The sequence below is a fragment of the Acinetobacter sp. YH12023 genome (assembly GCF_013420135.1).
GTDB classification, from domain to species: domain Bacteria; phylum Pseudomonadota; class Gammaproteobacteria; order Pseudomonadales; family Moraxellaceae; genus Acinetobacter; species Acinetobacter amyesii.
Map to the genome: position 1 here is coordinate 177,522 of NZ_VOYU01000005.1, position 23,833 is coordinate 201,354.

Sequence of the window (23,833 nt, forward strand, 5' to 3'; positions counted from 1 at the left end):
AAAATACGCTTTATCCACATTATTTTTTCCATCCCACTTCAATCGCTGTGACGTCATTCACCACAGTATCAGCTAAATCTTCAGGCATTTTACTTTGCGTCTGTGAAGTTGGAATGTGCCCAGCCATTAGTTCAGCTTTACTTTGTGGAAACAAAGGCTGCCGCTCAGGTTCTGCATAACCGACAGGGAAGATAGGCTGACCTGTGGCCAAATCATATTTATCAGTTGCACCCAAAGCGTGTAATAACTCATGGGCTAAAACGATTTTATTCTGCGCTGTCTGTTTATTCGATGCAAATATATTCACCGATCCAATTCGACCATTTTCCAAAGCTGTGGAATGTTTAAGTTCTTTGGTTTGAGTCGGATCATAATAATTTAAAAATAGCGTGACACTCGAAACACCATCTACATTTTCATGCTGCTGCCAAGCATAGTAGCGGAATTTCAAACTCCATAAGATAACGTCCAACATGCCAGCATCATTGGGTACTTTGGGAGGTAAAACTTTCAGCTCACGACCTAACTTAAAATACACATAAGTCGGTTGCCCTCGGTATTTCTGTGCTGTCGCTTGTAAATATTGTTGAACATCGTTTAAATCATTGACAGAGAGCTGCTGTATATAAGCTTGTGTGCTCTCTCGACCATCGGCATTAATTGGATGTAACAATACAAAGATCGGTTTACTCCAGTCTTGGTTTTTGTCTTTATAGGCATTGACTGCGACCACTAGTAGAATCAGCAGTAAACACAGTACCCGAATTTTTTTCCACATTCCCCAAGATCTCAATTAATTTTTAGCATTTATTTTCAGAATTAAAACAGAACATTCTTAAAATGTCTTGGACAATTTAAAAGCTCAATAGATTGCCTATCATCAAATATCCCTGATCAAAAGACATAAAAAATGCCGACCGAAGTCAGCACTTTATTGGTTTTAAAGCTTAAGCCTCAACCCACTTACCGTCTTGGTACACCAAAGACCATTTGGTTTGTTTGCCTTCAGCATTTTCAGAACCAATATATTGTGCTTGGTTTTTACGGCTGAATTTTACTAATGTTGGGTTTCCTTCAGGATCGACATCCGGTGCTTGCAAGATGAACTGATATTTTGCATCCAACTGATCTGCGACAGAACGTAGTTCAGCCACTTTCGGTGCACGAGTTTCACGAACTTTCGGGAACTTACTTGCAGCTAAGAATAAACCTGCTGCGCCATCACGAAGGACAAAGAAGTCATCATGTTTGGTTGAGCGTAAGTGTTCCATTTTAATTGGATCTACACGTGGAGGTGCAGGCTGACCGCTCTTCAACACTTTACGTGTATTATCACAGCTATTACATGCAAAGTATGGACCGAAACGGCCTGTCTTCAATTGCATTTCGCCATCACATTTGTCGCACGGAATGGTTGGACCATCATAACCTTTGATTTTGAACTCACCTTCTTCAAGCTCAAAACCAGCACAGTCTGGGTTATTACCACAGATATGCAACTTACGCCCACCATCAATCACATAGCTATCCATGGCTGTTTCACAGATTGGACAACGTTTTTTCGACATCAAATCTGCTGTTTCTGCCGAGTCATCGTCAGACAGTGCAGCCAATGATTCTACAGGTGTCAGGTTTAAAGTTCCCTTACAACGCTCTTTTGGCGGTAAGTTATAACCTGAACAACCCAAGAACACACCGGTAGTTCCTGTACGAATCTGCATCGGACGATCACATTCTTTACAGTGCACAGCATCCACTTCTACAGGTAAATTACGGCGCATGCCATTTTCACCCTGAGCTGTGGTTAAACGTGTTTTAAAATCACCGTAGAAGCTATTGAGTAACTCTTTCCAGTTACGATCACCATCCGCGACTTTATCTAGCTGACCTTCAAGATCTGCCGTAAATGCATAGTTCATCAAGTTATTAAAGTTTTCATCGAGACGGTCTGTCACGATTTCACCCATTTTCTCGGCGAACAAACGACGGTTATCAAGCTTCACATAACCACGGTCTTGAATAGTTGAGATAATCGCAGCATACGTCGATGGACGACCAATCCCTTTTTTCTCAAGCTCTTTGACCAAAGATGCTTCAGTGAAGCGCGCAGGTGGTTTAGTAAAGTGTTGCGATGGATCTAATTTTTCAAGTTTCAGTACTTCACCGACTTTTACAGCAGGCAACAGTACATCATCATCCGATTTGTTTTGACCACGCACTTTAGTGAAACCATCAAAAACCAATGTACGGCCTTTGGCTTTGAGTTCGACACCATTGGCATTGACTAAAATCGTTGATGATAAATATTCTGCTGGAGTCATTTGACATGCAACGAACTGACGCCAGATCAGGTCATAAAGACGCTGTGCATCACGCTCTACACCCACCAAACTATCGCCTTTTAGCGCGACATTTGATGGACGAATCGCTTCATGGGCTTCTTGCGCACCAGCTTTATTGCCGTAGCGATTTGGTTTAGCCGGTAAATATTTTTGACCAAACTCAGTTTCAATATGACCACGAACCATATTTACAGCGTCATCACTCAAGAATGTTGAGTCTGTACGCATGTAGGTAATAAAGCCGGCTTCATATAAACGCTGTGCCAACATCATGGTTTTCTTCACAGAAAAACCTAAACGTGTACTTGCTGCTTGTTGCAGTGTAGACGTGATGTATGGCGCACTTGGATTGACCTTGGTTGGTTTGTCTTCACGTGCTGAAACTGTGTAGTCGGCATCTTTAATCAGGTTCAGTAAAGCATCCGTTTCAGCTTTGTTGTGCAGTTTTAAAGTCTTGCCATTTTGCTTCACCGCTTCTAAGCGGATATCGTCTTTCTTCGACTTGGTATCTGCAAAAACTTGCCAAAACTCTTCTGGAATGAAGGCACGAATTTCACGTTCACGCTCAACCACAAGTTTAACAGCCACTGATTGCACACGACCTGCCGATAGACCACGGGCGATTTTTTCCCATAAGAGTGGCGAGATCATAAAGCCCACAATACGGTCGAGGAAACGACGGGCTTGTTGAGCATTGACTTTATCTGTATCGAGGCGAGAAGGATGTTTAAACGCTTCTTGGATGGCATTTTTGGTAATTTCGTTGAACACCACACGTTGATAACGTGAGTCGTCACCGCCAATCACTTCTTTTAAATGCCAAGCAATTGCTTCTCCTTCCCTATCCATATCCGTTGCGAGATAGACCTCGTCAACTTGCGATGCAAGCTTTTTCAGTTCTGCAACAACATGTTCTTTGCCCGGTAGGACTTCGTACTGTGCCTTCCAGTCATTTTCAGGGTCTACACCCATACGATTAACCAAAGCTTTTTGTGCTTTTTTGGCTTTTTCAGCTTCAGTTAATTTTGCACGAGTTACTGGCTTTTTCTCTGCTGTTTTACTCGAGCCGCCTGTAGGTAAATCACGGACATGACCCACCGATGATTTCACGATGTAATCAGAGCCCAAATATTTATTGATTGTTTTCGCTTTTGCAGGCGATTCCACAATCACTAACGCACGCTTTTTCCCAGCATCGGCAGATTTTGCTGTGGTACTTTTAGATGTGGACCGAGGAGCGTTCGCCATAGTTAACCATCATTCCTGTTTAATAGGTTTTTTAAAATTTAAAGTTCAGCCAATGAATGTAAAAATGCTTTCATATCTTCAAGCTGTGTGGCTCTTAAGTCAGATTCTTCGTTCCAATAGATTCCTACACAGTTTGCCTGCATATCAATAGCATAAATGCCCTTTAATGTAATGGCTAAATCCTTGAACTTGTCATCACCATGCACCAGTTCAAGTTTGTCATCGACCACTAAAGCACGCATTAAAGGCAAACGCGCATCTGGAATCAGCACACTGTAATACGCCACCATACTGGCACGTTTTTCAGATGCCATTGGAATCTTGGTCCAAGCAGGTGCAGCCACTAAACGTGGGTGCAGCCCCATCTTACGCGCCTTCTCGCGCATAATGCCCAAGGCTTTTTCTCTAGGATTTACTCGAAGTCCAAAAATCGACCCAAGTACAAAGACCACAATAAAAACGGTAACCCAGATTCCAGTATTTTCCATAGCACAACCTTTATATTCCTTTATTAGAGTTGCATAAGCGCAATATAAAACGCAAGTTCACTCGATAAAATTAATTCAGGAACATCTCGTGGCTATACAGCACTTCGTGACCATTCCAATAGATATATCCTTTTTCGATCAACTCTTTAAGTAATAATCGAACGTCAGATTGTGGGAACATTTGCTCCAATAAATCACGTAAGGCATAGATATCTTTTGGTTTATCTGACTTTAATTCATGCAATTTTCGGATCACTTCCATTTGCACAGGATCAATCTTATTGAAATTTTTAAATAAGCCTTGCTGTGCAGCCTGAATCATCGACGCCGTATCATCAGTATTTGAGGTTTGTTCTTCGAGTGAAGCAGTAAATGCATTCAGGTCTGTTTTTATCGGCAATGCTGTTTCAGCAGTCGTATTTAAATCTAGCTGCACCCATTGTTTGAGTACTTTTTTTCGAATCGAAATTTGCTCATCAAAGCGTTTGACGATTTTAAGATTGATCAACATACCGACCAAATGCTGAGCTTTTTCGCTAGAGACTTGCAAAATATTCATCAGCGAATTTTTCAGTTTATCCAAACTGTTGGGCTTGCCACTGAGTTTTTCCAGACCATCACAATAGTGTTTAATCAGTAATAAATCAGGTTTATTCCGAATGGTTTCTAGGTCAGGAATTTTATACTTCACTTTATGTGAAACTTCTTGTTCTGACTGAATTTGAATGAGATGTGCGCTGAGTCCAGAGCCGTCCAATTGTTCTATCAATAAGCCAATATCCGGCATCGCTGAAATCACTTCAATATGCGCATCTGGATCCATCAAGGCCATCAGTTGCCCCACAATCACCGCATATTCAAATTCTTTTTGCGGCGTTTCTGGAATATCCAAAACCACCAATTGACCACTCGCGATCCACCCTGCAATTTCAGTTAAATCTTCAAGTGCATATTCAAATTTTCCACTGCAGCTAAACACATACAAAGTACTGTAATGTTCAATGATATTGCGCAATAGATTTGCTGTGGGCGGGTTATTTTCCAAATCTAGCAGGACAACTTTTTGACTCATGAGATGAAATAATGGGTTTCGATCAGCAGATGCGGTGCATTAGACCTGTCACACTGCAAAAGGTCAAATAAATTTACACCAATCCACAGCTTTGGCCCTGATTCGTCATCTGCCTGTCATTCAAAATCGACATTAATAATGCGGTGGACGGTTGGTCATTGGGTCAAATGCCGCAATACCTTCAGATAAATCTGCCGATTCAATACGACGATACAATATCTGCATTTGTTTCTTTAAATCAGCGATTTCGGCGTTTTGACGCGCAACTTGATCATTCAGTTGGTCAACTAAATCATCTAAAAATGCAATTCGGACTTGCAAATCTTCAATGGGTGCGGAAAATGACGCCTGTTCATCAAGATTTTGTTGTGTAGTCAATTTACACTCCTCATATAAGATTTCAGGAAACATTATGGCCTATATTACTTTAAGGGACGTCCAGCTTGCATTTGGCGGACCTTCCCTACTCGACGGCGCGAACTTCAGTTTAGAACGTGGCGAGCGAGTGTGTCTAATCGGTCGTAATGGTGAAGGTAAGTCTACTTTACTTAAACTGATTGAGGGAACTTTATTGCCAGACGGCGGTGAAGTTTCATTACAAAATGGCATTACGATTTCAATGCTTGCGCAAGATGTACCCATGGATTCGGGCAAAGTCGCTGATATTGTAGCCGATGGTGCAGGTGAAGCTGCTACTGTACTGCGTGCTTATCATGAAGCCAGCGAAGCCTGCGTACTCGGTGATATGGACGCCTGTGAGCGCATGGGTAACCTACAACATCAGATGGATCAAATGGATGGCTGGTCACTTGAAACTAAAGTGAATGCCATCCTCAGTAAAATGGGCCTAGACCCAGAAGCTGACCTTGCAGATTTGTCTGGTGGTCGTAAGCGTCGTGTTCTATTGGCACGTGCTCTCTTAACGCAGCCCGATGTATTGCTACTCGACGAACCGACCAACCATTTGGACGTTGAAAGTATTGAATGGCTCGAAAAATTCCTGCTTGATCAAAACAACTTAACCCTGTTGTTTATTTCGCATGACCGTTCATTTGTCGATAGTATCGCAACCCGTATTGTGGAACTTGACCGCGGCATTTTGCGTAGCTATGAAGGTAACTATTCACGTTATCTCGAACTCAAAGCTCAGCAAATGGAAGCGGAAGAAAAGCAAAATGCGCTATTCGATAAAAAACTCGCTGAAGAAGAAGTGTGGATTCGTCAGGGCATTAAAGCGCGTCGTACCCGTAACGAAGGTCGTGTTCGTGCGCTAAAAGCATTGCGTGAAGAGTCTAAAGCACGCCGTTCACAACAAGGTAAAGTGAGCATGGCAACGCAAGATGCGCAGCGCTCAGGTAAAGTGGTCTTTGAAATTGAAAACTTAGCTGTGCAATTTGGCAACAGCGCTCCAATCATTAAAGACTTCTCGGCACTGGTGTTACGTGGTGACCGGATCGGTTTGGTCGGTGACAACGGCGTGGGTAAAACCACCCTCATCAAAGCTATTTTGGGTGAGCAAGAACATACTGGTACAGTGAAAACAGGTACACAGCTTGAAGTTGCTTACTTTGATCAGCTTCGAAATGCACTTGATCTTGAAAAATCAGTGAAAGATAACGTCTCTGAAGGCTCAGACCATGTCGATGTCAATGGTAGCCGTCGTCACATCTACAGTTATTTACAAGACTTTTTATTCTCTCCAGAACGCGCACGTACACCAGTTAAAGCACTGTCTGGGGGTGAGCGTAACCGTATTCTGTTGGCGAAACTGCTATTGAAACCATCGAACCTGATTGTGATGGACGAACCGACCAACGACTTGGATATGGTGACGCTTGAACTCTTGGAAGAAATGCTCAGTGCTTACAAAGGCACACTGTTACTGATTTCGCATGACCGTGCCTTTATGGACAACGTGGTGACTTCAACTTGGGTCTTTGATGGTAAAGGCCAAATCGATGAATACATCGGCGGTTACCAAGACTATTTGGAACAGCGTCCAGACCAAACTGTCGTTGATCAAAAAAGCGATGTGAAAAAAGCCATGGCTAAAGCCGAAGCAGCGGCTGCCGCTGCCGTGCCTAAAAAAGTCAAGCTTAGCTATAAAGACCAACGTGCCCTAGAACAACTGCCGACTGAAATTGAAGCATTGGAACAAGAGCAAGCTGAATTGTCTGAAAAATTAGCTGACGGTTCTTGGTTCATGACTGACGCCAATGCTGCGACCAAAGCATCACAGCGTCTTGCTGAAATTGATGACGAAATGTTGGAAAAAATGGAACGTTTAGATGAGCTAGAAACGCTCGCTAAAGGCTGAATCTACAAATATTCCACACAGAAAAAGCCGTATTTCGATACGGCTTTTTTATGTCATATGACTCGACTGGATGGCTAACCTAAATGACGCTGTTTCAAATTGGAGCATACAGCGTCTGTAAAGTCGATTCCGCAAATGTGAAAAGCTTGCTATGGTGACGTTCAATATAAGATTGAGTCACGAGCATGCAAATTTCAGATCAAATTGTCTTGGTTACAGGAGGCGCACGTGGCCTCGGTTTGGCAATTAGCCAAACTTTAATAGCTGAAGGGGCACGCGTGGTCGTGAACTATCTATCCAGTCAAACTGCGGCAGAACAGTTGGCGACCGCATTTCCTCAGCAAGTGTTTGCCTATCAAGCAGATGTCACAGATAAAGCTCAAGTAGAACAGCTTTTTGCCGCAGCAGAAGCACATTTTGGTACCGCGATCACCTCTGTCGTAAATAATGCCCTCATCCATTTTCAATTTAATGGCGATGCCCGTCCTAAAATGGAAGAACTGACCGCACAGCACTTACAGCAACAATTTGATGGAGCAGTCGTTGCTGCTCTCAACACCACACAAGCGGCGCTTCCCAAGATGAAAGCACAGGGTTTTGGTCGCATTGTCAATATTGGTACCAACCTGGTACAAAACCCTGTCGTGCCTTACCACGACTACACTGCAGCAAAGGCAGCTTTGTTGGCCTTCACCCGCACAGCGGCACATGAGCTGGGTGAGTTTGGGATTAATGTGAATATGCTTTCAGGTGGCTTATTACAAAGCACCGATGCCAGTAAAGCGACGCCCGATGCCGTGTTTGATTTAATCGCAGCATCGACACCTTTACGCACAGTGACCACACCTGAAGAATTTGCGGCGGCCATCATGATGTTCTTGTCCCCTTACTCACGTGCAGTCACCGGGCAGAATTTGATTGTCGATGGCGGTTTAGTCAAAGGTTAAGTCTAGCGCAGCATGAGTTTGAACTTTCTCTTTCAATTCAGCTTCATGCTAAACTGAACCCTATTTTTTAATCTTTGATTTAGCCCTATGAGTCAAAAGCCAACATATCAACCCGGAAAATTCCAATGGTCTTTCTTACTTCCTCAGTATTGGGGAATATGGATAGGGATTGTATTTCTTATGATTTTGGCGATTCTTCCTTGGGCAGTTCAGTATCGCCTTGGACAATTCCTCGGTTCTGTCGCATTTAAAAATCTCAAATCACGTCGTAAAACCACGATTCGCAACTTGGAAGTTTGCTTTCCTGAATGGACAGCAGAACAGGTTGAGGCCAATGCACGACAGGTTTTTATCGACCAAATGATTGGCATTTTTGAAACTTTAAATGCATGGTACAGTCCGCAGTGGTTCAAAAATCGGGTGCAAATTGAAGGCTTAGAACATATTCAAAATGCACAAGCTGAAGGCAAAGGTATTTTACTCCTCGGCACACATTCTACCCTGCTCGATGCTGGTGGCTACTTATGCGCACAGTTCTTTGAGCCGGATGTGGTTTATCGTCCGCAAAATAATCCGCTGTTGGATATGTTGATTGTGCGTTGCCGTGCCACCATCTATGCCAACCAAATCGACCATGACGATATGCGTGGCTTGATTCGCAATCTGAAAAATGGCCATGCCATTTGGTACAGTCCCGATCAAGACTTTGGTTTAAAACAAGGGGTCATGGCACCATTTTTTGGTACTCCAGCAGCCACTGTTACTGCACATCGTCGCTTATTAAAAATTGCTAAAGCCGAGGCGATCCCGTTGTATTTTTATCGCGATGGCGACATCAGCAACCCTCAATATCATGTGCTGATTGAACCTGCTTTGGATAATTTTCCGAGTGAAGATGAAGTTTCGGATGCTGTTCGAACCAATAAAATTATTGAAAATCAGCTACGAATCGCACCGACACAATACATGTGGTTCCATCGCCGCTTTAAAACCCGCCCACAAGGCTATGACAAAATCTATTGAGTTCAACTCAGCACATAAAAAAGAGAAATGCTATGAAAGTGATGCAGCTTTTACCTGAATTGAACAGTGGTGGTGTCGAGCGAGGAACCTTGGAAATAGCTCGTGCTTTAGTGACCGCCGGTCATGAGTCCTTAGTGGTTTCAAATGGTGGCCGCATGGTAACTCAATTGGAAGCTGAAGGTTCAACTCACCTCACGCTCGCAATCCATAAAAAAGCCTTATCAAGCTTATGGCAAATTCGTCCTCTACGTAAACTGATTGAGCAACATCAACCAGACATCGTGCATGTGCGCTCACGTGTCCCTGCGTGGCTCACGCATTTTGCCCTCAAAGGGATTCCTGCAAACAAGCGACCTCACCTGATTTCAACTGTACATGGTTTTTATTCGATTAATCGCTATAGTCAAATCATGACGCAGGCTGAAAAAGTCATTGCGGTCTCGGATAGTGTTGTCAAATACATCACGGACAACTACAAAAACTGTCCTACCAAGGACATTGTGCGTATTTATCGTGGCATTGACCCCGCTGCTTTTCCACATGGTTATCAACCCTCAGCACAGTGGCTCAATCAAACCCTAAAAGATTTCCCTGAACTAGAAAATAAGCGTCTGATTTGCTTACCAGGCCGTATCACCCGTTTGAAAGGTCATGAAACCCTGATCCATTTAATGGAACAGCTACAAACACAGTATCCCGACGTACATGCGGTGGTGGTCGGTGGTGCAGATCCGAAAAAAGCGGCTTATTTACAAGAAATGCAAGACAGTATTGCGGCTAAAGGGCTGAGTGATCGGATTACTTTTGTCGGTCATCGTTCAGATATCCGTGAATGGTTAGCTTTTAGCGATTTGGTTTTGTCTTTGTCGAGCCAAGCGGAAACCTTTGGACGGACAGTACTTGAAGCACTGTCTGTAGGTACACCTGTAATCGGTTGGAACCGTGGTGGCGTAGCTGAAATATTATCGAATGTCTATCCGCAAGGTTTAGTCACTGTCGATGATGAAACACAATTACTCGACACCTTAAAGTTGCATTTAGACCAACCACAACACGTGCAGCCTATCAGCATGTTTAGTTTAAAAGAGATGTGTGATCAGACTTTGGAGTTGTATACGCAAGTGGTCTCTCAGCATTCAGCTTGATTGACTACACGCCATAGATCTTTGCTGTGCAGGATAACGCTCTGGAAATCTTTTTAATTCGGCAACTAGATCAGCATCTAGAAAGGATATTGTGAAATGCACAATATCCTTTTTTATTATGAACGACTCAATGGTGATTCAACCCTTCCATACACGGTATCGGGCCATCAACCAAAGGATCAGCGGCAACAACATGACATTTAGAATATGTTTCAAACTTTGCCCTATACGCCAAAAGCCTCTATCTAAAATATCATGGCGTGCATTAAACAATTCCAATCCCACTGCGACGACCACAACAGTCCAAATCGCATAAGGTGATTTCAATTGGCGGTGATGGCAAAAGGCCACAAAAAAGAACAGTATTAAGCCAAGGTAAATGGAAAGTGCATCGGTGGATAAGTGTGTAATCTGCAATATTTTTTGGTGCCATTCGGACAGCATAGAACGTCTCATACCTATATTTTTATTGGAAATTCATCGTTTTTTTCTTGGCACACTGTAAAAGAAATTGATCAAAAGAAAAGCAAAAAATTCTATATCACAAAAGCAAAACCCGAGTTCTGCATCCTGCAAAACTCGGGTCTATGAGGTTGTGCTTTCACAAGTATTCTTTTTATTTTTTATTGGCTTTCCTTTCCTGCATCCGTTCCGTGATGCTTCCATCGGCTTCGTCTTCCTTAGTGGGATGTTCCGTTCCCAGTTCCATGTGCCGATGAACAAAGAATAAGTCAATACACTTGACCTGACCATTCGTCAGAAGCCGAAAGCTGTGTAAGCTATTTCTTACACTTTTCTCTTAAATCAAACAAAATCAAGGTGCCTTCGTACCATTCTTATAATCATGGGCGATTTCATCAGTCACAATCTTCTCCTCTTTCTCAGCTTTTTCTATACCCTCCTGAATTGCCTCTTGCGCTTCTTGTTCATCTTCATCTGTTTGCTCTAATTCTTCTTGGATTTGCTCAAATACCCTGCCTGTTTGCAGCACCACATAGACTGGAAAATGGTCTGAACCGATATTGGGCAAGCGTTCCATATGTACCAATGCAAAATCTGTACTATGAAAAATATGGTCGAGCGACCAACGCAGCAGTGGATAATTGGCATGAAAGGTATTTACGAAATGACGTCCAACACGCGGGTCTAAAAGCCCACTGATTCGTTGAAAGAGTCGTGTAGTACGTGACCATGCCACATCATTCAGGTCCCCCATAACGATGCAACTTTCATCTAAATCTTTAATCTGATCGCCCACAATCAGCAATTCTGCATCGCGTAAAGTTGAATCTTTGGCTTCTGTTGGACTTGGCGGTTTGGGATGTAAACAATACAGTTGAACCTGATTTCCTGATGCTAAGGTGACTCGGGTATGGATCGAAGGAATTTCATCACTGAGAATAAATTTGACTTCAGTTTCACTAAGTTCTAACTTGCTATACAAATGCATCCCATACAAATTATCCAAAGGTACGGGTACGCGATAAGGATAATCAGCTTCAATCACTGCCAATTCATTTTGCCAAGTTTGATCTGTTTCTAGCGTGAGTACTAAGTCAGGTTGATGCTTTTGTATTTGTGCCAATAATAAGTGATATTGAGTATTCGGCGTAAGTACATTTGAGACAATGATTGAAATTTGTTTCTGTTTATCTAACTGGTCTGAACGAACTTTTTTGACTTGTTTTTTCCAAATAAAGGTATAAGGCAAAACCATTTTTAATTGATATGCCAAGGCAGCAATCAACCCAATTAAAATGATTTCACGCGCCAAGTCCCATTCAGCATTCCATAAAATTAAGCCTATGAAGGCAAATATGCCCAAAGCCAAGATTTGCAGACGCGGAAAATCTGCACCACGAAACCACCATTCATCTCGTGGTATGAGTGACCAAAATGTCAACCAAATGACGAAGCCAGCCAGTATTTCAATCCAAATCATTACGCCTCCCTTATATTCTTTATTTTTTATTGATTCATAAATTTATATCAGTTTTGCATGTAACATAAACAAGATATATTGCACAATATTATTGGTGTTTTCATTATGTAGCGCTTGCAGTTATGCGCCCTTTTGGTACACTCGAACCCCCTTTTTATTTTTTTAACGCACCGAGGCAAAGTGACATGAAAGTAGGTCTGGTCGGTTGGCGCGGGATGGTTGGTTCCGTCCTTATGCAACGTATGGTTGAAGAAAACGATTTCGCTCATTTCGAACCGTTTTACTTTTCTACCAGTAATGCAGGTGGTGAAGCCCCTGCGTTTGGTGGTAAGACTGCCCCAGCACTTATGGATGCAACGGACATTGATAGTCTGAAGCAAATGGATGTCATTATCACCTGCCAAGGTGGCGATTATACGACTGAAGTTTTCCCTAAGCTTAAAGCTGAAAACTGGAATGGTTACTGGATCGATGCTGCATCGACTTTACGTATGGACGATGAAGCAATCATCGTACTTGACCCAGTAAACATGAATGTAATCAAAGACGGCTTAGTAAAAGGTACAAAAACATTCGTGGGCGGTAACTGTACCGTTTCATTAATGTTAATGGGTTTAGGCGGTCTATTCCAAAATAATTTAGTGGAATGGGCAACCTCAATGACTTATCAAGCAGCATCTGGTGCAGGCGCGCAAAACATGCGTGAACTGATTTCAGGTATGGGCTACTTGTACAACAATACCAAAGACTTGCTGGATGACCCACGTTCACCAATTTTAGATATCGATTCTAAAATTGCACAGTTACAACGTGGCGAAGGTTTCCCATCTGCAAACTTCGGTGTGCCTTTAGCGGGTTCTCTCATTCCTTATATCGACAAACAGCTTGAAAGCGGTCAGTCGAAAGAAGAGTGGAAAGGTCAAGTTGAAACCAACAAGATCTTAGGCAACCAGCAAATCGTTCCAATCGATGGCCACTGTGTCCGTATCGGTGCGATGCGTTGTCACTCACAAGCATTGACTTTAAAACTTCGTAAAGATGTTCCACTGGATGAAATCGAAGATATCATCGCAAGTGCCAACGATTGGTCTAAAGTGGTTCCAAATACCCGTGAAGCGTCAATGACTGATTTGACTCCTGTTGCTGTAACAGGCACCTTGTCTGTTCCAGTTGGTCGTCTCCGTAAGCTCAACATGGGTAAAGAATACCTAGGTGCATTCACTGTAGGTGACCAATTGCTTTGGGGTGCTGCTGAACCTTTACGCCGTATGCTAAGAATTCTCATTGATTATAAAACTGCTTAAGCATTTTTAAGTCTATGAACAGGAAGCCGATCACAATTGATCGGCTTTTTTATGTAACTGTCGTGTAAATATTTTACAATTCTTTGACAACTCGCTAATCTATAATTTTCGCCATGCGACATATATTCGAGCTAAAGATTAAGATGACCGTATATAACAAATTAAAGATCGCCATTTTAGCCGTTATTGCATCTCAAAACATTCACGCGATCAGCATTGATCCTGTACAAGTCCAGTCAGCACCCGGGGAATTGCTGTACGCTGAGATTCATTTTCGCCACTCAAACACATCTGTGCCGCTCAATGCAAGTTTAGCCACGGCAGAGGATTTGTTAAGTATGGGTACAGGGCATCAACCACCGGGACATTTAAACTTCTTTACGCGTCGTGATGGTGCAGGCAACGGGGTAATTACCATTACCTCTTCGCGTCCAGTAACCGATGCAGAACTTAATTTTATTGTTAATATTAAAGAAGGGAATGCTTCACGCCTGCAACAAATTCGCACACCATTAAAACGCAATCCAGCGCCGTCGAATGCGAATCAAACACGTGCCAATGAGCGTGCTTTAGCACCTGTCGTTATTGTAAATGAAAAAGATATTGCCTTAAATTTACCTGTCAGCACACTGTATACCGCAAAAGCACCCGTAGCTGCAGAACAACCCTTATTACTCAGTACCAAAGCACCTCCACAGTTAGCACAATTAGCAACGTCAACGCCTGTTGCGATTGAACCTGTCACGCATGTACAAAATTATAGTGTTACGCCTGCGGAGCAAAATAGCGCAAGTACTTCATCAGGTTCTGAAACATCAATTTCGCAAGTTACAAAAACCAATTCGACCGGCTCTGTCAGTTCAGAAATGCAAGCCACACAAACTGCAACAGCATCAACTGCAAGATCTAAAGACCCATTGGCACAAAAATTTGCTGCGGAGCAGGCAGCACAAAAACGTGAAAATCCAACAACGACAGCTCCAACAGCATCTACACCAAAACCAACAAGTACCGCGGCTTCATCGACAGCAACACCAGCAGCAAAATATGTGGTTCGCTCGAATGAAAGCCTTTGGGGGATTGCCTCACGTATTGCGACAGAACAAAACCGCCCTGTCTCTGAAGTCATGCAACAGATTAAAAACAGCAACGAACATGCATTCATTCAGGGCGACGTAAACCGTCTGCGCCGTGGTGCGGCCTTAAATCTGCATGGTATGCAGCAAGCAAAACAGCCTGTAAAAGTCTCTGCGGCAGAACTTGCCAAAGTGCCTTCGAAGCAGTCAGGCAAAACCAAATACCGCTTGAATCAAGCTGAAATGAGTCTGGTTGCAGAGAAAGCGCAAGATTCGGCACAATCTTCTGCCAACAGTGCAGCAGAAAAGAATAAAACTTCGAAAGAGTTGTCATTAAAAGTTATGACATCTCGTGAAAAAACCGTTAAATTACAGAGAAACGTAACTCAATTAGAATTGGCGCTAAATCAAAAGGATCACAGAATTCAATTATTAAATGCTCGTCTTGCTCAACTGCAACAACAGTTGAAAGCTCAACAAGCAGATAAAAGAAGCCAATAAACTAAAACGTTACCAATCAAGATTTTATAGGGATGAGTGCAACTTTATATCACTCTATCTCCAAGGGGTTAAAACATGCTGATTTATGTGATTCCATTAGTGATCTTAGTGATCGTATTGGTTTTTTTAAACAAACGCCAAAAAGATCAAGAATCAGATAAAGCCAAACCAACATCCACTAAAACCAAGAAAACGGGTGTTTCGGCCAAAGCGACTCCGAAGAAAACTCAAGTAGTTGAAAGCAGTGTCATTGAAAAAAAATCAATGACGCCATTAACGACCGATGCTCGTGGCAAAATTGAAAAATTAATTGCGGAACGTAATTTCTTTTCTGCTGAAGCGCAAATTAATCAATCATTAAAACGTGATAACTCACAACATGAGTTATATCTATATCTATTAGATATTCACATTTTACAAAAAGACGAATTTGCCATCAGCCAATTGCTGAGCCATATTCGTTCACTTGAACTCGATGAAATTTTAGAACAAGCTGAAGCAAAAAAAGTAGAGTTTGAAAATTCTCAAAATGTGAAAGATGATGCCATTAACTTTGTATCACCGATCACTGAAGAGGCTCCATCAAAAGCTCAAAATACCTCTGATTTTGATGCTCTAATGCAAAGTTCAACTGCTGCACCTGTTGAGCCAAAAGCAGCAGAAATTAAACCACTAGATTTTAATTTCACCACTGAAACACCTGCAAAAGCAGAAATTTCTTCCCCAGTTGAAAGTGCGCCTGCTGAAAAAATACAGCCGCTTGAATTTGACACGCTTTCAATTTCACCAGAACCTGCACTTGAAGCAACACCGAAAACCGAAGAGATTGCTCAGCCAACTCCTGCCGTTGAAGAAATCAAACCGATTGATTTTGCAATGGACTTTGCCCCAAGCACTGAAGCTGCGGCTGAAACCAAAACAGAAACTGTAGAAGAAAAAATCGAGCCTTTAGATTTTTCATTTACAACAGAAACACCGGTTGTAGAAGAAAACAAAGTTGAAGCTCCAACTTTAAACTTTGACTTAGGTGCTTTTGAAACAGCAAAAACAGAAGAAGCAGTTGTCGCTCCAGCAACAGAGTTTAGCTTAGAGTCTACGCCTGAAGTTAAACCTGCAGCCCCTGCTTCAAGTGGTGTGAGTTTTGACATTAGCGGTTTAGGCACACCGTCAACCCCATCTGCTACAGACCAAAACGATCCATTGGTTAAATCTTTCCCTGAACTGGTTGAAGTCAATGAAATTGAATTGAATCTTGAATTGGCAGCGCAATACATCAAACTAGGTGCTTATGACGCTGCACGTGAAATTTTAACTGAAAAAGAGGCTGAGTTTTCTTCAGCTCAGCGTCAACAAGTAGATCAGTTACTGAATCAAATCGCATCTTAAGCAAAAGCGATTTAAACTAAAGCAGTCTTTCAAGGCTGCTTTTTTTATGATGAAAAAAATTGCTCTTATTTATATGGGTGGTACCTTCGGTTGTATCGGTGAACCTTTAAGCCCCATGCCAGCGAATGCGTTTTTACCTAAATTACAGCATGTGCTGCCACTACACCTAAACATTGAATGTTTTGTTGCACCTGTCATTCGTGACAGTAGTGCTTGTACTGCACCCGACTGGCTGGCACTGATCCAACAAATTCAAAGTTTACAATTACAACAATTTCAGCATTTCGTAATTATTCATGGCACAGACACGCTTAGCTATGCCGGCGCAGTACTTGCACACTTTATGGCACAGTCTGCTCATATCGTGCTAACAGGCAGCCAATATCCGCTGTTTAATGTGGCTGGTGACAACACCCGTGAATTTACCGATGCCATCTACAATTTAAATTTTGCATTGGAATCGGTACACCAATCGAGTGTTGGGGTTTATTTGGCCTTTCATCATCAATTAATGCATGCTCAATCCGCACTAAAAGTACATACAACCGATCTGAAAGCCTTTGATGGGCTGCCAGCCACACAGCCACTTTCAATGCTGACATCGCCGTATATTGTTCAAGCCAATGATTTAGACAAAGCAGCTCATTTCAATTGCCTGAATTGGATGTGGCAACCGATAGCAACTGATCTACACAGTCAAAATTTAGCCACCCTGCTTACACACACGCCAGATGTTTTAATTTTACAAGGTTTTGGTACAGGCAACATTGCCGTTGATGCTGAATTACTCAATGTATTGAAGGCTATACAACAAAAAAATTGCAAAATTATCTTAAGTACACAGGTTGTTCATGGCGGTATAGATCAGCGCTATACTGTGAGTGACTGGGTCAAAGACAGTGGAATATTACTGAGCAATTGTTTGGGTCATGCAGATCTTTATGCCAAATGTTTGAAAATGTATTTACAATACGGCAGTGCCGCAGACTGGACTGCGCATTGGAACGATTAAGTCATTTGAGGTAACTATGCAACGTTTTGCGATTGGGATTGAGTTTTGTGGCATGCAATACAAGGGCTGGCAAACTCAGCAACCGGGCGTACCAAGCGTGCAAGAAACCATTGAAACAGTCCTCAGCAAAGTAGCCAATGAGCCGATCATGTTGCACGGCGCTGGTCGAACAGATGCCGGCGTCCATGCAACCAATATGGTGGCACATTTCGATACTCAGGCTATTCGCCCCATTCGTGGATGGTTAATGGGCAGCAATAGCCAATTACCTCGTGACATCTCCATCCAATGGATTAAGGAAATGGATCAGGACTTCCATGCCCGCTTTAAAGCGCAAGCACGTCGTTATCGCTATGTGGTCTATAACAATCCACAGCGACCAGCTTTACTGCACAAGCAAGTGACCCATGTTTATGCAAAATTAGATGTGCTAAAAATGCAACGTGCCGCGGCCAAATTTGAAGGCACTCATAATTTCGAAAGCTTCCGTGCCGCAGCCTGTCAGTCCAATCAGCCTGTTCGTCATGTCAGCCATTGCCGTCTGATCCAACACGGATGCTACTTGGTCCTAGATATTCAGGCCGATGGTTTTTTACATCACATGGTGCGTAACATCATGGGCTGTTTGTTGGAAATTGGGCAAGGTATGTATGACGTTGACCATATTGACGATATTTTTGCTGCTGAAGACCGAAAAGCAGCAGGTGTCACCGCACCACCCGATGGACTATATTTTATCCATGCAGACTATCCAGCTCAGTTTGAACTTCCTCAAGTTCCGTTAGGACCACATTGGCTAAATATGCCTGAATAAACAATCCCTCCCAACCTCACTTTCACAGAGAGGGTGTTTCATTTCCGCCATTGCCAGATTCTAAAGATGAAAATCCCCCTTTGAAAAAGGGGGATTCTGTTTAGGGAAGGATTTTATCGAAGATCAACCTTAACGCTGCTTCCGCTTACGATATTCCACAGGCGTTTCATTGGTCCAGCGTTTAAATGCGCGATAGAACGTACTTGGCTCAGAAAAACCCGTTAAGTACACAATGCGCTCCACACTTTCATTGGTATTGGCCAATAATTTTTTAGCCAAACGACAGCGATAGTCTGACAAAATTTGCTGAAAACTGGTATTGGCTTCTGACAACTGAGTCCGTAAACGACGCGGAGTAATGTTGAGCTGCGCAGCGACCGTTTCGAGTGTGGTTTCACCGCTTTCAAGCGTTGAACCAATAGCACGGCGAACTTCACCGACCAAATCATAACGCGCCAACTCCTGAAGCTTTTCAATCGCCAACTGCTCATGCAATTGTAATAACTCAGGTTCTGCCTGCCACAATTGATACTCTAAAATAGCCGGATCAAAATACAATCGGGTTTCTTTCTGCCCTAAGCTCACAGGACATTCATAAACACGGAAATACTCATCATCTGGCGCGCCCTGACTAAAGTTAAAGTCGATATAAATCGGCTGAAAACGCCCTTCAGTAATAAACTTAAAGAAACGCAAAACACCGGACATCGCGCATTCAGAAAAATGACGATTCACGATATTTTCTGCCCAAGGCTGATGACCATTGGTCAAATAGCAGCGGTCATCTTCAATCACCAATTGTGCATGAAAGGCATCGCTAATTAGGCGTTGATAGGCCAAAGCCCGCTTTAAACCTTCACCGAAATTCTCAGATGAAATAAATAAGTGTTCAATCACCTGCCCTCGATATAAAGGCAAATGCTCTCCCAGATGCAAACCAATATCAGGATCCTTACTGACTTCTTCTGCAGCCACCCAGAACGCAAATTGCGCATTCAATGGGGTACGGTCATTGGTTTCAACCTGATTTAATGCCACACCCGCTTTTGTTAAAATTTCTTCTGTTGGTAATCCGGCACGACGAATCGCTTGATACCCTAAACGCAACACAACAGATGCATCAGTTAGCTGACCCACTCCAGAACCTTCCTTGTATGTACTTCATTTATACCTAAAAAGATTGATTTTAGATTAACTGCGATTGACCAAACTGACAACTGTTACTGCACATTTTTTGTTGAAAATATTTAACTGAATTGTTCGCTTATTTTACTGACAGTCGATCAGTTCAAAGCCTTTTACGGCTTGTATTCTGAAAAAAAATTGACTATAATTTGCGCCTTGCTAATTTATTCATTCAGGTAGGCTATGGCCAATAAAGAGGAACTCATCGAGTTCGAAGGCGTTGTCACCGAGACGCTTCCTAATACTATGTTCCGTGTACGTTTAGAAAACGGTCATGAAGTGATTGCTCACATCTCTGGCAAAATGCGTAAACACTATATCCGTATTTTGACTGGCGACAGTGTTAAAGTAGAAATGACACCTTATGATTTGACTAAGGGTCGTATCACTTACCGTGCGCGCTAAGTTTTAGCGAAGCGAAAAAGCCACTTTATCAGTGGCTTTTTTTGTATTTATTTCAATGCAATGATAAAAATTGACTGCAAATTTGCTTTCCTTTACAGTCTAAAAACATAAAAATTCGATTATAAAATTCAAAATATAAGGACATAAAATCATATGAAACATCTAGGATTAGTCGGAGCTATCTTTTGTGTGGCTTGCGCCACGACAGGCCAAAAGCAACTCAATCAATCCCTACAACACTATATTGGGCAGCCAGCTGATCAAGTTCGTAAAGAGCTCAACTTGAGTCAATTGGGCTATAAAGTGATGGGAGCACCCGTACAAAGCAATGAAAAACTTAGCTATACCATTTTACGCTCGATGCCAATCCCGATTGGTACACCAAATATCGGCACCAGTATAGCCATGGGCGCCCCTATCCCAACGCCGTCTAAAGGTGGTGTCACTGTCGATATGGAATGTAAAATCGAGTTCAAATTACGCAATCAAATAGTTGAATCCATTGACTATGTTGGCAGAGCTTGTTGATCCTGCTTTAGAATACTAGAAGCTAATCTTGCTCAGCTGACCGTGTATCAAATGACTACAGTGTTATACAGACCGATCTGACTAAACTGAATTTATTTCGTAAGGAACTGACCCATGAAATTTATTTTAGAACATCAGGTTTACGAAGTTCAGCGTTTTATTCGCCCAATATTGAGCATGGGATGCGTTCTAAGCATTGTATGGTTGGCTGGTTGTACCACGACATCAACGATATCCTCCGTTGAACGTGAACGCTATTTAGCCTCATTTATTGGTCAATCGAGCCAAACGATTCAAGCAGAACTTAATCTCAGCAAACTCGGCTATCAAAGAACCTCTCCCGTAGAGGTCAGTTCAGACTACCTTCGTTATCGTGTTACACGCCCGATCAGTATTCCTTTACCGATGGCGGAAAATCCTGCGATGGGCATGGGCAGCGGCGCTGCTGTGCCGATTCCCAGTGGAAATACACACTATGAGGTTGAGTTAAACTGCCTTATTCAATTTCGCTTAAAGCATAATATTGCAACTGATGTCCGATTAACTGGTCGCACCTGTTAGCGCATCAATTCTAGGATTGATAATTTCTAGGCACAAAAAAACGCAGCATAAACGCTGCGTTTTTTGATTCGCCATTAGTTCAATGCAGAAACTACAGCTTGACCCATTTCAACAGTACCGACTTGAGTACTGCCTTCTGACATGATGTCACCTGTACGTAAGCCTTGATCTAAGACGTTACCTACTGCATCTTCAATCGCTTTTGCCGCCGCTTCTTCACGGAAGGTATAGCGCAGCATCATAGCAACAGACAGAATCGTTGCTAATGGGTTCGCAATGTTTTGACCTGCGATGTCTGGCGCTGAACCGTGGCAAGGTTCATACATACCTTTACCATTTTCATCTAAAGAAGCCGATGGCAGCATGCCGATAGAACCGGTTAACATCGCCGCTTCATCAGACAAGATATCGCCGAACAAGTTACCAGTCACGATCACATCAAACTGTTTTGGCGCACGGACCAATTGCATGGCAGCATTGTCAACGTACATATGAGACAAGTTAATTTCAGGATACTGCTCTTCTTTTAACGCAGTTACGGTTTGTTTCCAAAGCTCAGTCACTTCTAGCACGTTGGCTTTATCCACTGAACACACTTTACCACCACGTAAGTTCGCCATTTCAAAAGCAACTTTGGCAATACGCTTGATTTCAGATTCTGCATATACGTCAGTATTGAAACCTTGTTTTTCACCGTTTTCGAGTTCACGAATACCACGTGGTTGACCGAAATAGATACCGCCAGTTAACTCACGTACGATCAAGATATCCAAACCTGCTACGATTTCAGGTTTTAAGCTCGACGCATCTGCAAGCTGCGGATAAAGAATTGCTGGACGTAAATTGGCAAATAAATTTAATTCTGAACGAATTTTTAATAGGCCACGTTCTGGACGAATTGAACGCTCAATGGTATCCCACTTAGGACCACCCACTGCACCCAATAAAATCGCATCAGCAGTCTTCGCTTGTGCTGCTGTTACATCTGGATAAGGTGAACCGTGCGCGTCGATCGCTGCACCACCTAAAAGACCTTGTTCCCAAGTCAAACCTAAGTTGAATTTCTCGTTTACACGTGTCAGCACTTGTTCAGCCGCTTTCACGATTTCAGGACCAATACCATCACCTGGTAAAATCAAAATATGTTTTGACATGAGTCTTTCCATTTATACGCTGGCTTGATTACCAGTCAGATTTAAAGTTTCTTTTCTACAAACTCACCAAGTCCTGTGAGGACATTGTAGGGTCGGCAGAAACGTCGAATCGTTTTTGCGCCTTGCTTTAAGTCTACACAGAGCGGATCAGGCGCAGATTTATCTAGTAAACTGCCTCTGTTTTTTGAACGCTCACGGTACATTTTAAAGGTGTACTCGTGTTTGGACCTAAAGTTGTGAATGACATGCAAGCGCTCTGCTTTTTCCTGAGAAATTGGATAATAGCGAATCACGATTTCATGCTGACCTGTAGGTACAGACAAATACAAAGGATTAGGCTCAGACAATGAACGACCATTCAACCGTACAATGCCTGCTTTAATCGCAGCACGTTGCACACGTTGATTATTTGGATCAACCACTTGTATTTGATCAAAACGCTCAAATTCACAGTGCGCTGTACCTGCACAGTAAATCAAAGCATTATTGTTTGTACTTTCAGTTTCTTTCACATTTTTAATGCGTGCCGTGTCAAAGCTTTGACAGGCAGAGAGCGTTGCGAACAGCGCTCCCGTTACAACCAGCTGACCGAAGAACTTTTTCATTTTTCGAACCCAACCTGATAAATTCTGGCTAACGTATAAATTTTGTTTCGCCTGATATTAACAAGACTTAAGCCGACTGACTACTAAGAAGTTCTACAGTGACACTGACTTAAGCTTTAATTTCTGCAAATACCCAAGGGCGAGATGCTTTGGTTTTTTCTTCATAAGCACGGATATCATCGGCTGCTTGTAAAGTTAAACCGATATCATCCAAGCCATTCAATAGGCAGTGTTTACGAAATGGATCGACTTCAAATGTAAATGCTTCACCACTCGGTGTACGCACTTCTTGCGCAGCCAAATCAATGGTTAATTGATAGCCTTCAGATGCAGCACATTCTTTAAATAACTGATCGACGATCTCTTCAGACAAGATCACTGGCAACATGCCATTTTTAAAGCTGTTATTAAAGAAAATATCCGCATAGCTTGGTGCAATGACAGTACGGAAACCATATTCTTCTAATGCCCAAGGCGCATGCTCACGGCTCGAACCACAACCAAAGTTTGCACGAGAGATCAAAATCGACGCACCTTGATAACGCGGTTTATTCAATTCGAAATCTGGGTTAATTGGACGTTTTGAAATGTCTTGACCTAAATAGCCTTCATCCAAATAGCGCAACTCATCAAATAAGTTGGCACCAAAGCCTGTACGCTTAATAGATTTCAAAAACTGTTTTGGAATAATTAAATCTGTATCCACATTGGCACGGTCTAATGGTGCAACGATACCTTGTTCAACGGTATATTTTTTCATGCGATTTGCTCCTATTAG

23 protein-coding genes are annotated in these 23,833 nt (G+C 42.5%); 12 read left to right on the forward strand and 11 right to left on the reverse strand.

Annotation, left to right across the window (positions count from 1 at the left end; translation table 11 throughout):
* Nucleotides 1–19: 19 nt before the first annotated feature.
* The 5 genes from FTT92_RS07580 to FTT92_RS07600 form a co-directional block, all read right to left on the reverse strand.
* Nucleotides 20–778 carry a hypothetical protein gene (locus FTT92_RS07580; RefSeq protein ID WP_180171788.1) on the reverse strand — a complete coding sequence of 253 codons (759 nt, stop codon included), beginning with the start codon at nt 776–778 and terminating at the stop codon, nt 20–22.
* A 169-nt stretch (nt 779–947) separates the two neighbouring features.
* The gene (gene topA / locus FTT92_RS07585) at nt 948–3,590 is read right to left on the reverse strand and encodes a type I DNA topoisomerase (protein WP_180007162.1); all 2,643 of its coding nucleotides are present in this window, start codon (nt 3,588–3,590) and stop codon (nt 948–950) included.
* A 38-nt stretch (nt 3,591–3,628) separates the two neighbouring features.
* A complete protein-coding gene (locus tag FTT92_RS07590; protein WP_180156946.1) occupies nt 3,629–4,078 on the reverse strand; it encodes an ammonium transporter in 450 nt (149 codons plus the stop codon).
* Nucleotides 4,079–4,148: 70 nt separating this feature from the next.
* Nucleotides 4,149–5,150: a hypothetical protein gene (locus tag FTT92_RS07595; RefSeq protein WP_180171789.1), complete on the reverse strand. Its 1,002-nt coding sequence runs from the start codon at nt 5,148–5,150 to the stop codon at nt 4,149–4,151.
* Between the two features lie 132 nt (nt 5,151–5,282).
* A complete protein-coding gene (locus tag FTT92_RS07600) occupies nt 5,283–5,528 on the reverse strand; it encodes a SlyX family protein (protein WP_180024468.1) in 246 nt (81 codons plus the stop codon).
* Between the two features lie 34 nt (nt 5,529–5,562).
* On the opposite strand from FTT92_RS07600, the gene FTT92_RS07605 reads away from it, so the two are divergent.
* The 4 genes from FTT92_RS07605 to FTT92_RS07620 all read left to right on the forward strand — a co-directional run bounded on the left by FTT92_RS07605 (nt 5,563) and on the right by FTT92_RS07620 (nt 10,582).
* Nucleotides 5,563–7,467, forward strand: coding sequence for an ATP-binding cassette domain-containing protein (locus FTT92_RS07605; RefSeq protein WP_180007159.1), 1,905 nt, complete (start codon nt 5,563–5,565; stop codon nt 7,465–7,467).
* A 185-nt stretch (nt 7,468–7,652) separates the two neighbouring features.
* The gene (locus tag FTT92_RS07610; protein WP_078192745.1) at nt 7,653–8,414 is read left to right on the forward strand and encodes a 3-oxoacyl-ACP reductase; all 762 of its coding nucleotides are present in this window, start codon (nt 7,653–7,655) and stop codon (nt 8,412–8,414) included.
* An 87-nt stretch (nt 8,415–8,501) separates the two neighbouring features.
* Entirely contained in the window at nt 8,502–9,437 is a 936-nt protein-coding gene (gene lpxL, locus FTT92_RS07615) for an LpxL/LpxP family Kdo(2)-lipid IV(A) lauroyl/palmitoleoyl acyltransferase (protein ID WP_078192746.1), read from the forward strand.
* 32 nt (nt 9,438–9,469) lie between these two features.
* Nucleotides 9,470–10,582 carry a glycosyltransferase family 4 protein gene (locus tag FTT92_RS07620; RefSeq protein ID WP_180010178.1) on the forward strand — a complete coding sequence of 371 codons (1,113 nt, stop codon included), beginning with the start codon at nt 9,470–9,472 and terminating at the stop codon, nt 10,580–10,582.
* Nucleotides 10,583–10,720: 138 nt separating this feature from the next.
* Here the strand turns inward: FTT92_RS07620 and FTT92_RS07625 are convergent, their stop codons facing one another.
* Nucleotides 10,721–11,026, reverse strand: coding sequence for a hypothetical protein (locus tag FTT92_RS07625; protein ID WP_228144755.1), 306 nt, complete (start codon nt 11,024–11,026; stop codon nt 10,721–10,723).
* Nucleotides 11,027–11,396: 370 nt separating this feature from the next.
* Nucleotides 11,397–12,524 (reverse strand): endonuclease/exonuclease/phosphatase family protein, encoded by a 1,128-nt coding sequence (locus FTT92_RS07630; RefSeq protein ID WP_180171790.1) that lies wholly within the window; start codon nt 12,522–12,524, stop codon nt 11,397–11,399.
* A 185-nt stretch (nt 12,525–12,709) separates the two neighbouring features.
* On the opposite strand from FTT92_RS07630, the gene asd reads away from it, so the two are divergent.
* The 5 genes from asd to truA all read left to right on the forward strand — a co-directional run bounded on the left by asd (nt 12,710) and on the right by truA (nt 18,617).
* Nucleotides 12,710–13,828: an aspartate-semialdehyde dehydrogenase gene (gene asd, locus FTT92_RS07635; RefSeq protein WP_111884081.1), complete on the forward strand. Its 1,119-nt coding sequence runs from the start codon at nt 12,710–12,712 to the stop codon at nt 13,826–13,828.
* 143 nt (nt 13,829–13,971) lie between these two features.
* Nucleotides 13,972–15,405, forward strand: coding sequence for a hypothetical protein (locus FTT92_RS07640; protein ID WP_180171791.1), 1,434 nt, complete (start codon nt 13,972–13,974; stop codon nt 15,403–15,405).
* Nucleotides 15,406–15,480: 75 nt separating this feature from the next.
* Nucleotides 15,481–16,791, forward strand: coding sequence for a fimbrial protein FimV (locus FTT92_RS07645; protein WP_180171792.1), 1,311 nt, complete (start codon nt 15,481–15,483; stop codon nt 16,789–16,791).
* A 49-nt stretch (nt 16,792–16,840) separates the two neighbouring features.
* On the forward strand, nt 16,841–17,803 hold the full coding sequence (locus tag FTT92_RS07650) for an asparaginase domain-containing protein (RefSeq protein WP_180171818.1): 963 nt from the start codon (nt 16,841–16,843) through the stop codon (nt 17,801–17,803).
* Between the two features lie 16 nt (nt 17,804–17,819).
* Nucleotides 17,820–18,617: a tRNA pseudouridine(38-40) synthase TruA gene (truA, locus tag FTT92_RS07655; protein ID WP_078189716.1), complete on the forward strand. Its 798-nt coding sequence runs from the start codon at nt 17,820–17,822 to the stop codon at nt 18,615–18,617.
* A gap of 129 nt (nt 18,618–18,746) precedes the next feature.
* Here truA and FTT92_RS07660 read toward each other — a convergent pair whose 3' ends face one another.
* Nucleotides 18,747–19,754, reverse strand: a complete 1,008-nt coding sequence (locus FTT92_RS07660; protein ID WP_078189717.1) for an AraC family transcriptional regulator — start codon at nt 19,752–19,754, stop codon at nt 18,747–18,749.
* Nucleotides 19,755–19,985: 231 nt separating this feature from the next.
* Here FTT92_RS07660 and infA point away from each other — a divergent pair, with 231 nt between their 5' ends.
* The 3 genes from infA to FTT92_RS07675 all read left to right on the forward strand — a co-directional run bounded on the left by infA (nt 19,986) and on the right by FTT92_RS07675 (nt 21,296).
* A complete protein-coding gene (gene infA / locus FTT92_RS07665) occupies nt 19,986–20,207 on the forward strand; it encodes a translation initiation factor IF-1 (protein WP_001284370.1) in 222 nt (73 codons plus the stop codon).
* 153 nt (nt 20,208–20,360) lie between these two features.
* Nucleotides 20,361–20,735, forward strand: a complete 375-nt coding sequence (locus FTT92_RS07670; RefSeq protein WP_078189718.1) for a hypothetical protein — start codon at nt 20,361–20,363, stop codon at nt 20,733–20,735.
* Between the two features lie 114 nt (nt 20,736–20,849).
* A complete protein-coding gene (locus FTT92_RS07675) occupies nt 20,850–21,296 on the forward strand; it encodes a hypothetical protein (RefSeq protein WP_373684104.1) in 447 nt (148 codons plus the stop codon).
* A gap of 74 nt (nt 21,297–21,370) precedes the next feature.
* On the opposite strand, the gene leuB is transcribed toward FTT92_RS07675, so the two are convergent.
* The 3 genes from leuB to leuD form a co-directional block, all read right to left on the reverse strand.
* Nucleotides 21,371–22,450 carry a 3-isopropylmalate dehydrogenase gene (leuB, locus tag FTT92_RS07680; RefSeq protein WP_078189719.1) on the reverse strand — a complete coding sequence of 360 codons (1,080 nt, stop codon included), beginning with the start codon at nt 22,448–22,450 and terminating at the stop codon, nt 21,371–21,373.
* 41 nt (nt 22,451–22,491) lie between these two features.
* Nucleotides 22,492–23,055, reverse strand: a complete 564-nt coding sequence (locus FTT92_RS07685) for a hypothetical protein (RefSeq protein ID WP_111884086.1) — start codon at nt 23,053–23,055, stop codon at nt 22,492–22,494.
* Between the two features lie 109 nt (nt 23,056–23,164).
* A complete protein-coding gene (gene leuD, locus FTT92_RS07690) occupies nt 23,165–23,815 on the reverse strand; it encodes a 3-isopropylmalate dehydratase small subunit (RefSeq protein WP_078189721.1) in 651 nt (216 codons plus the stop codon).
* Nucleotides 23,816–23,833: the final 18 nt, after the last annotated feature.

Bases quoted from the DNA above. Each gene is read 5' to 3' on its own strand.
- truA (WP_078189716.1), top strand. From the start codon at position 17,820: ATGCAACGTTTTGCGATTGGGATTGAGTTTTGTGGCATGCAATACAAG.
- FTT92_RS07670 (WP_078189718.1), top strand. From the start codon at position 20,361: ATGAAACATCTAGGATTAGTCGGAGCTATCTTTTGTGTGGCTTGCGCC.
- FTT92_RS07645 (WP_180171792.1), top strand. From the start codon at position 15,481: ATGCTGATTTATGTGATTCCATTAGTGATCTTAGTGATCGTATTGGTT.
- FTT92_RS07625 (WP_228144755.1), bottom strand. From the start codon at position 11,026: ATGCTGTCCGAATGGCACCAAAAAATATTGCAGATTACACACTTATCC.
- infA (WP_001284370.1), top strand. From the start codon at position 19,986: ATGGCCAATAAAGAGGAACTCATCGAGTTCGAAGGCGTTGTCACCGAG.
- asd (WP_111884081.1), top strand. From the start codon at position 12,710: ATGAAAGTAGGTCTGGTCGGTTGGCGCGGGATGGTTGGTTCCGTCCTT.
- FTT92_RS07580 (WP_180171788.1), bottom strand. From the start codon at position 778: ATGTGGAAAAAAATTCGGGTACTGTGTTTACTGCTGATTCTACTAGTG.
- lpxL (WP_078192746.1), top strand. From the start codon at position 8,502: ATGAGTCAAAAGCCAACATATCAACCCGGAAAATTCCAATGGTCTTTC.
- FTT92_RS07595 (WP_180171789.1), bottom strand. From the start codon at position 5,150: ATGAGTCAAAAAGTTGTCCTGCTAGATTTGGAAAATAACCCGCCCACA.
- FTT92_RS07675 (WP_373684104.1), top strand. From the start codon at position 20,850: ATGAAATTTATTTTAGAACATCAGGTTTACGAAGTTCAGCGTTTTATT.
- FTT92_RS07620 (WP_180010178.1), top strand. From the start codon at position 9,470: ATGAAAGTGATGCAGCTTTTACCTGAATTGAACAGTGGTGGTGTCGAG.
- FTT92_RS07610 (WP_078192745.1), top strand. From the start codon at position 7,653: ATGCAAATTTCAGATCAAATTGTCTTGGTTACAGGAGGCGCACGTGGC.
- FTT92_RS07650 (WP_180171818.1), top strand. From the start codon at position 16,841: ATGAAAAAAATTGCTCTTATTTATATGGGTGGTACCTTCGGTTGTATC.
- leuB (WP_078189719.1), bottom strand. From the start codon at position 22,450: ATGTCAAAACATATTTTGATTTTACCAGGTGATGGTATTGGTCCTGAA.
- FTT92_RS07605 (WP_180007159.1), top strand. From the start codon at position 5,563: ATGGCCTATATTACTTTAAGGGACGTCCAGCTTGCATTTGGCGGACCT.
- FTT92_RS07630 (WP_180171790.1), bottom strand. From the start codon at position 12,524: ATGATTTGGATTGAAATACTGGCTGGCTTCGTCATTTGGTTGACATTT.
- FTT92_RS07590 (WP_180156946.1), bottom strand. From the start codon at position 4,078: ATGGAAAATACTGGAATCTGGGTTACCGTTTTTATTGTGGTCTTTGTA.
- topA (WP_180007162.1), bottom strand. From the start codon at position 3,590: ATGGCGAACGCTCCTCGGTCCACATCTAAAAGTACCACAGCAAAATCT.
- FTT92_RS07640 (WP_180171791.1), top strand. From the start codon at position 13,972: ATGACCGTATATAACAAATTAAAGATCGCCATTTTAGCCGTTATTGCA.
- leuD (WP_078189721.1), bottom strand. From the start codon at position 23,815: ATGAAAAAATATACCGTTGAACAAGGTATCGTTGCACCATTAGACCGT.
- FTT92_RS07685 (WP_111884086.1), bottom strand. From the start codon at position 23,055: ATGAAAAAGTTCTTCGGTCAGCTGGTTGTAACGGGAGCGCTGTTCGCA.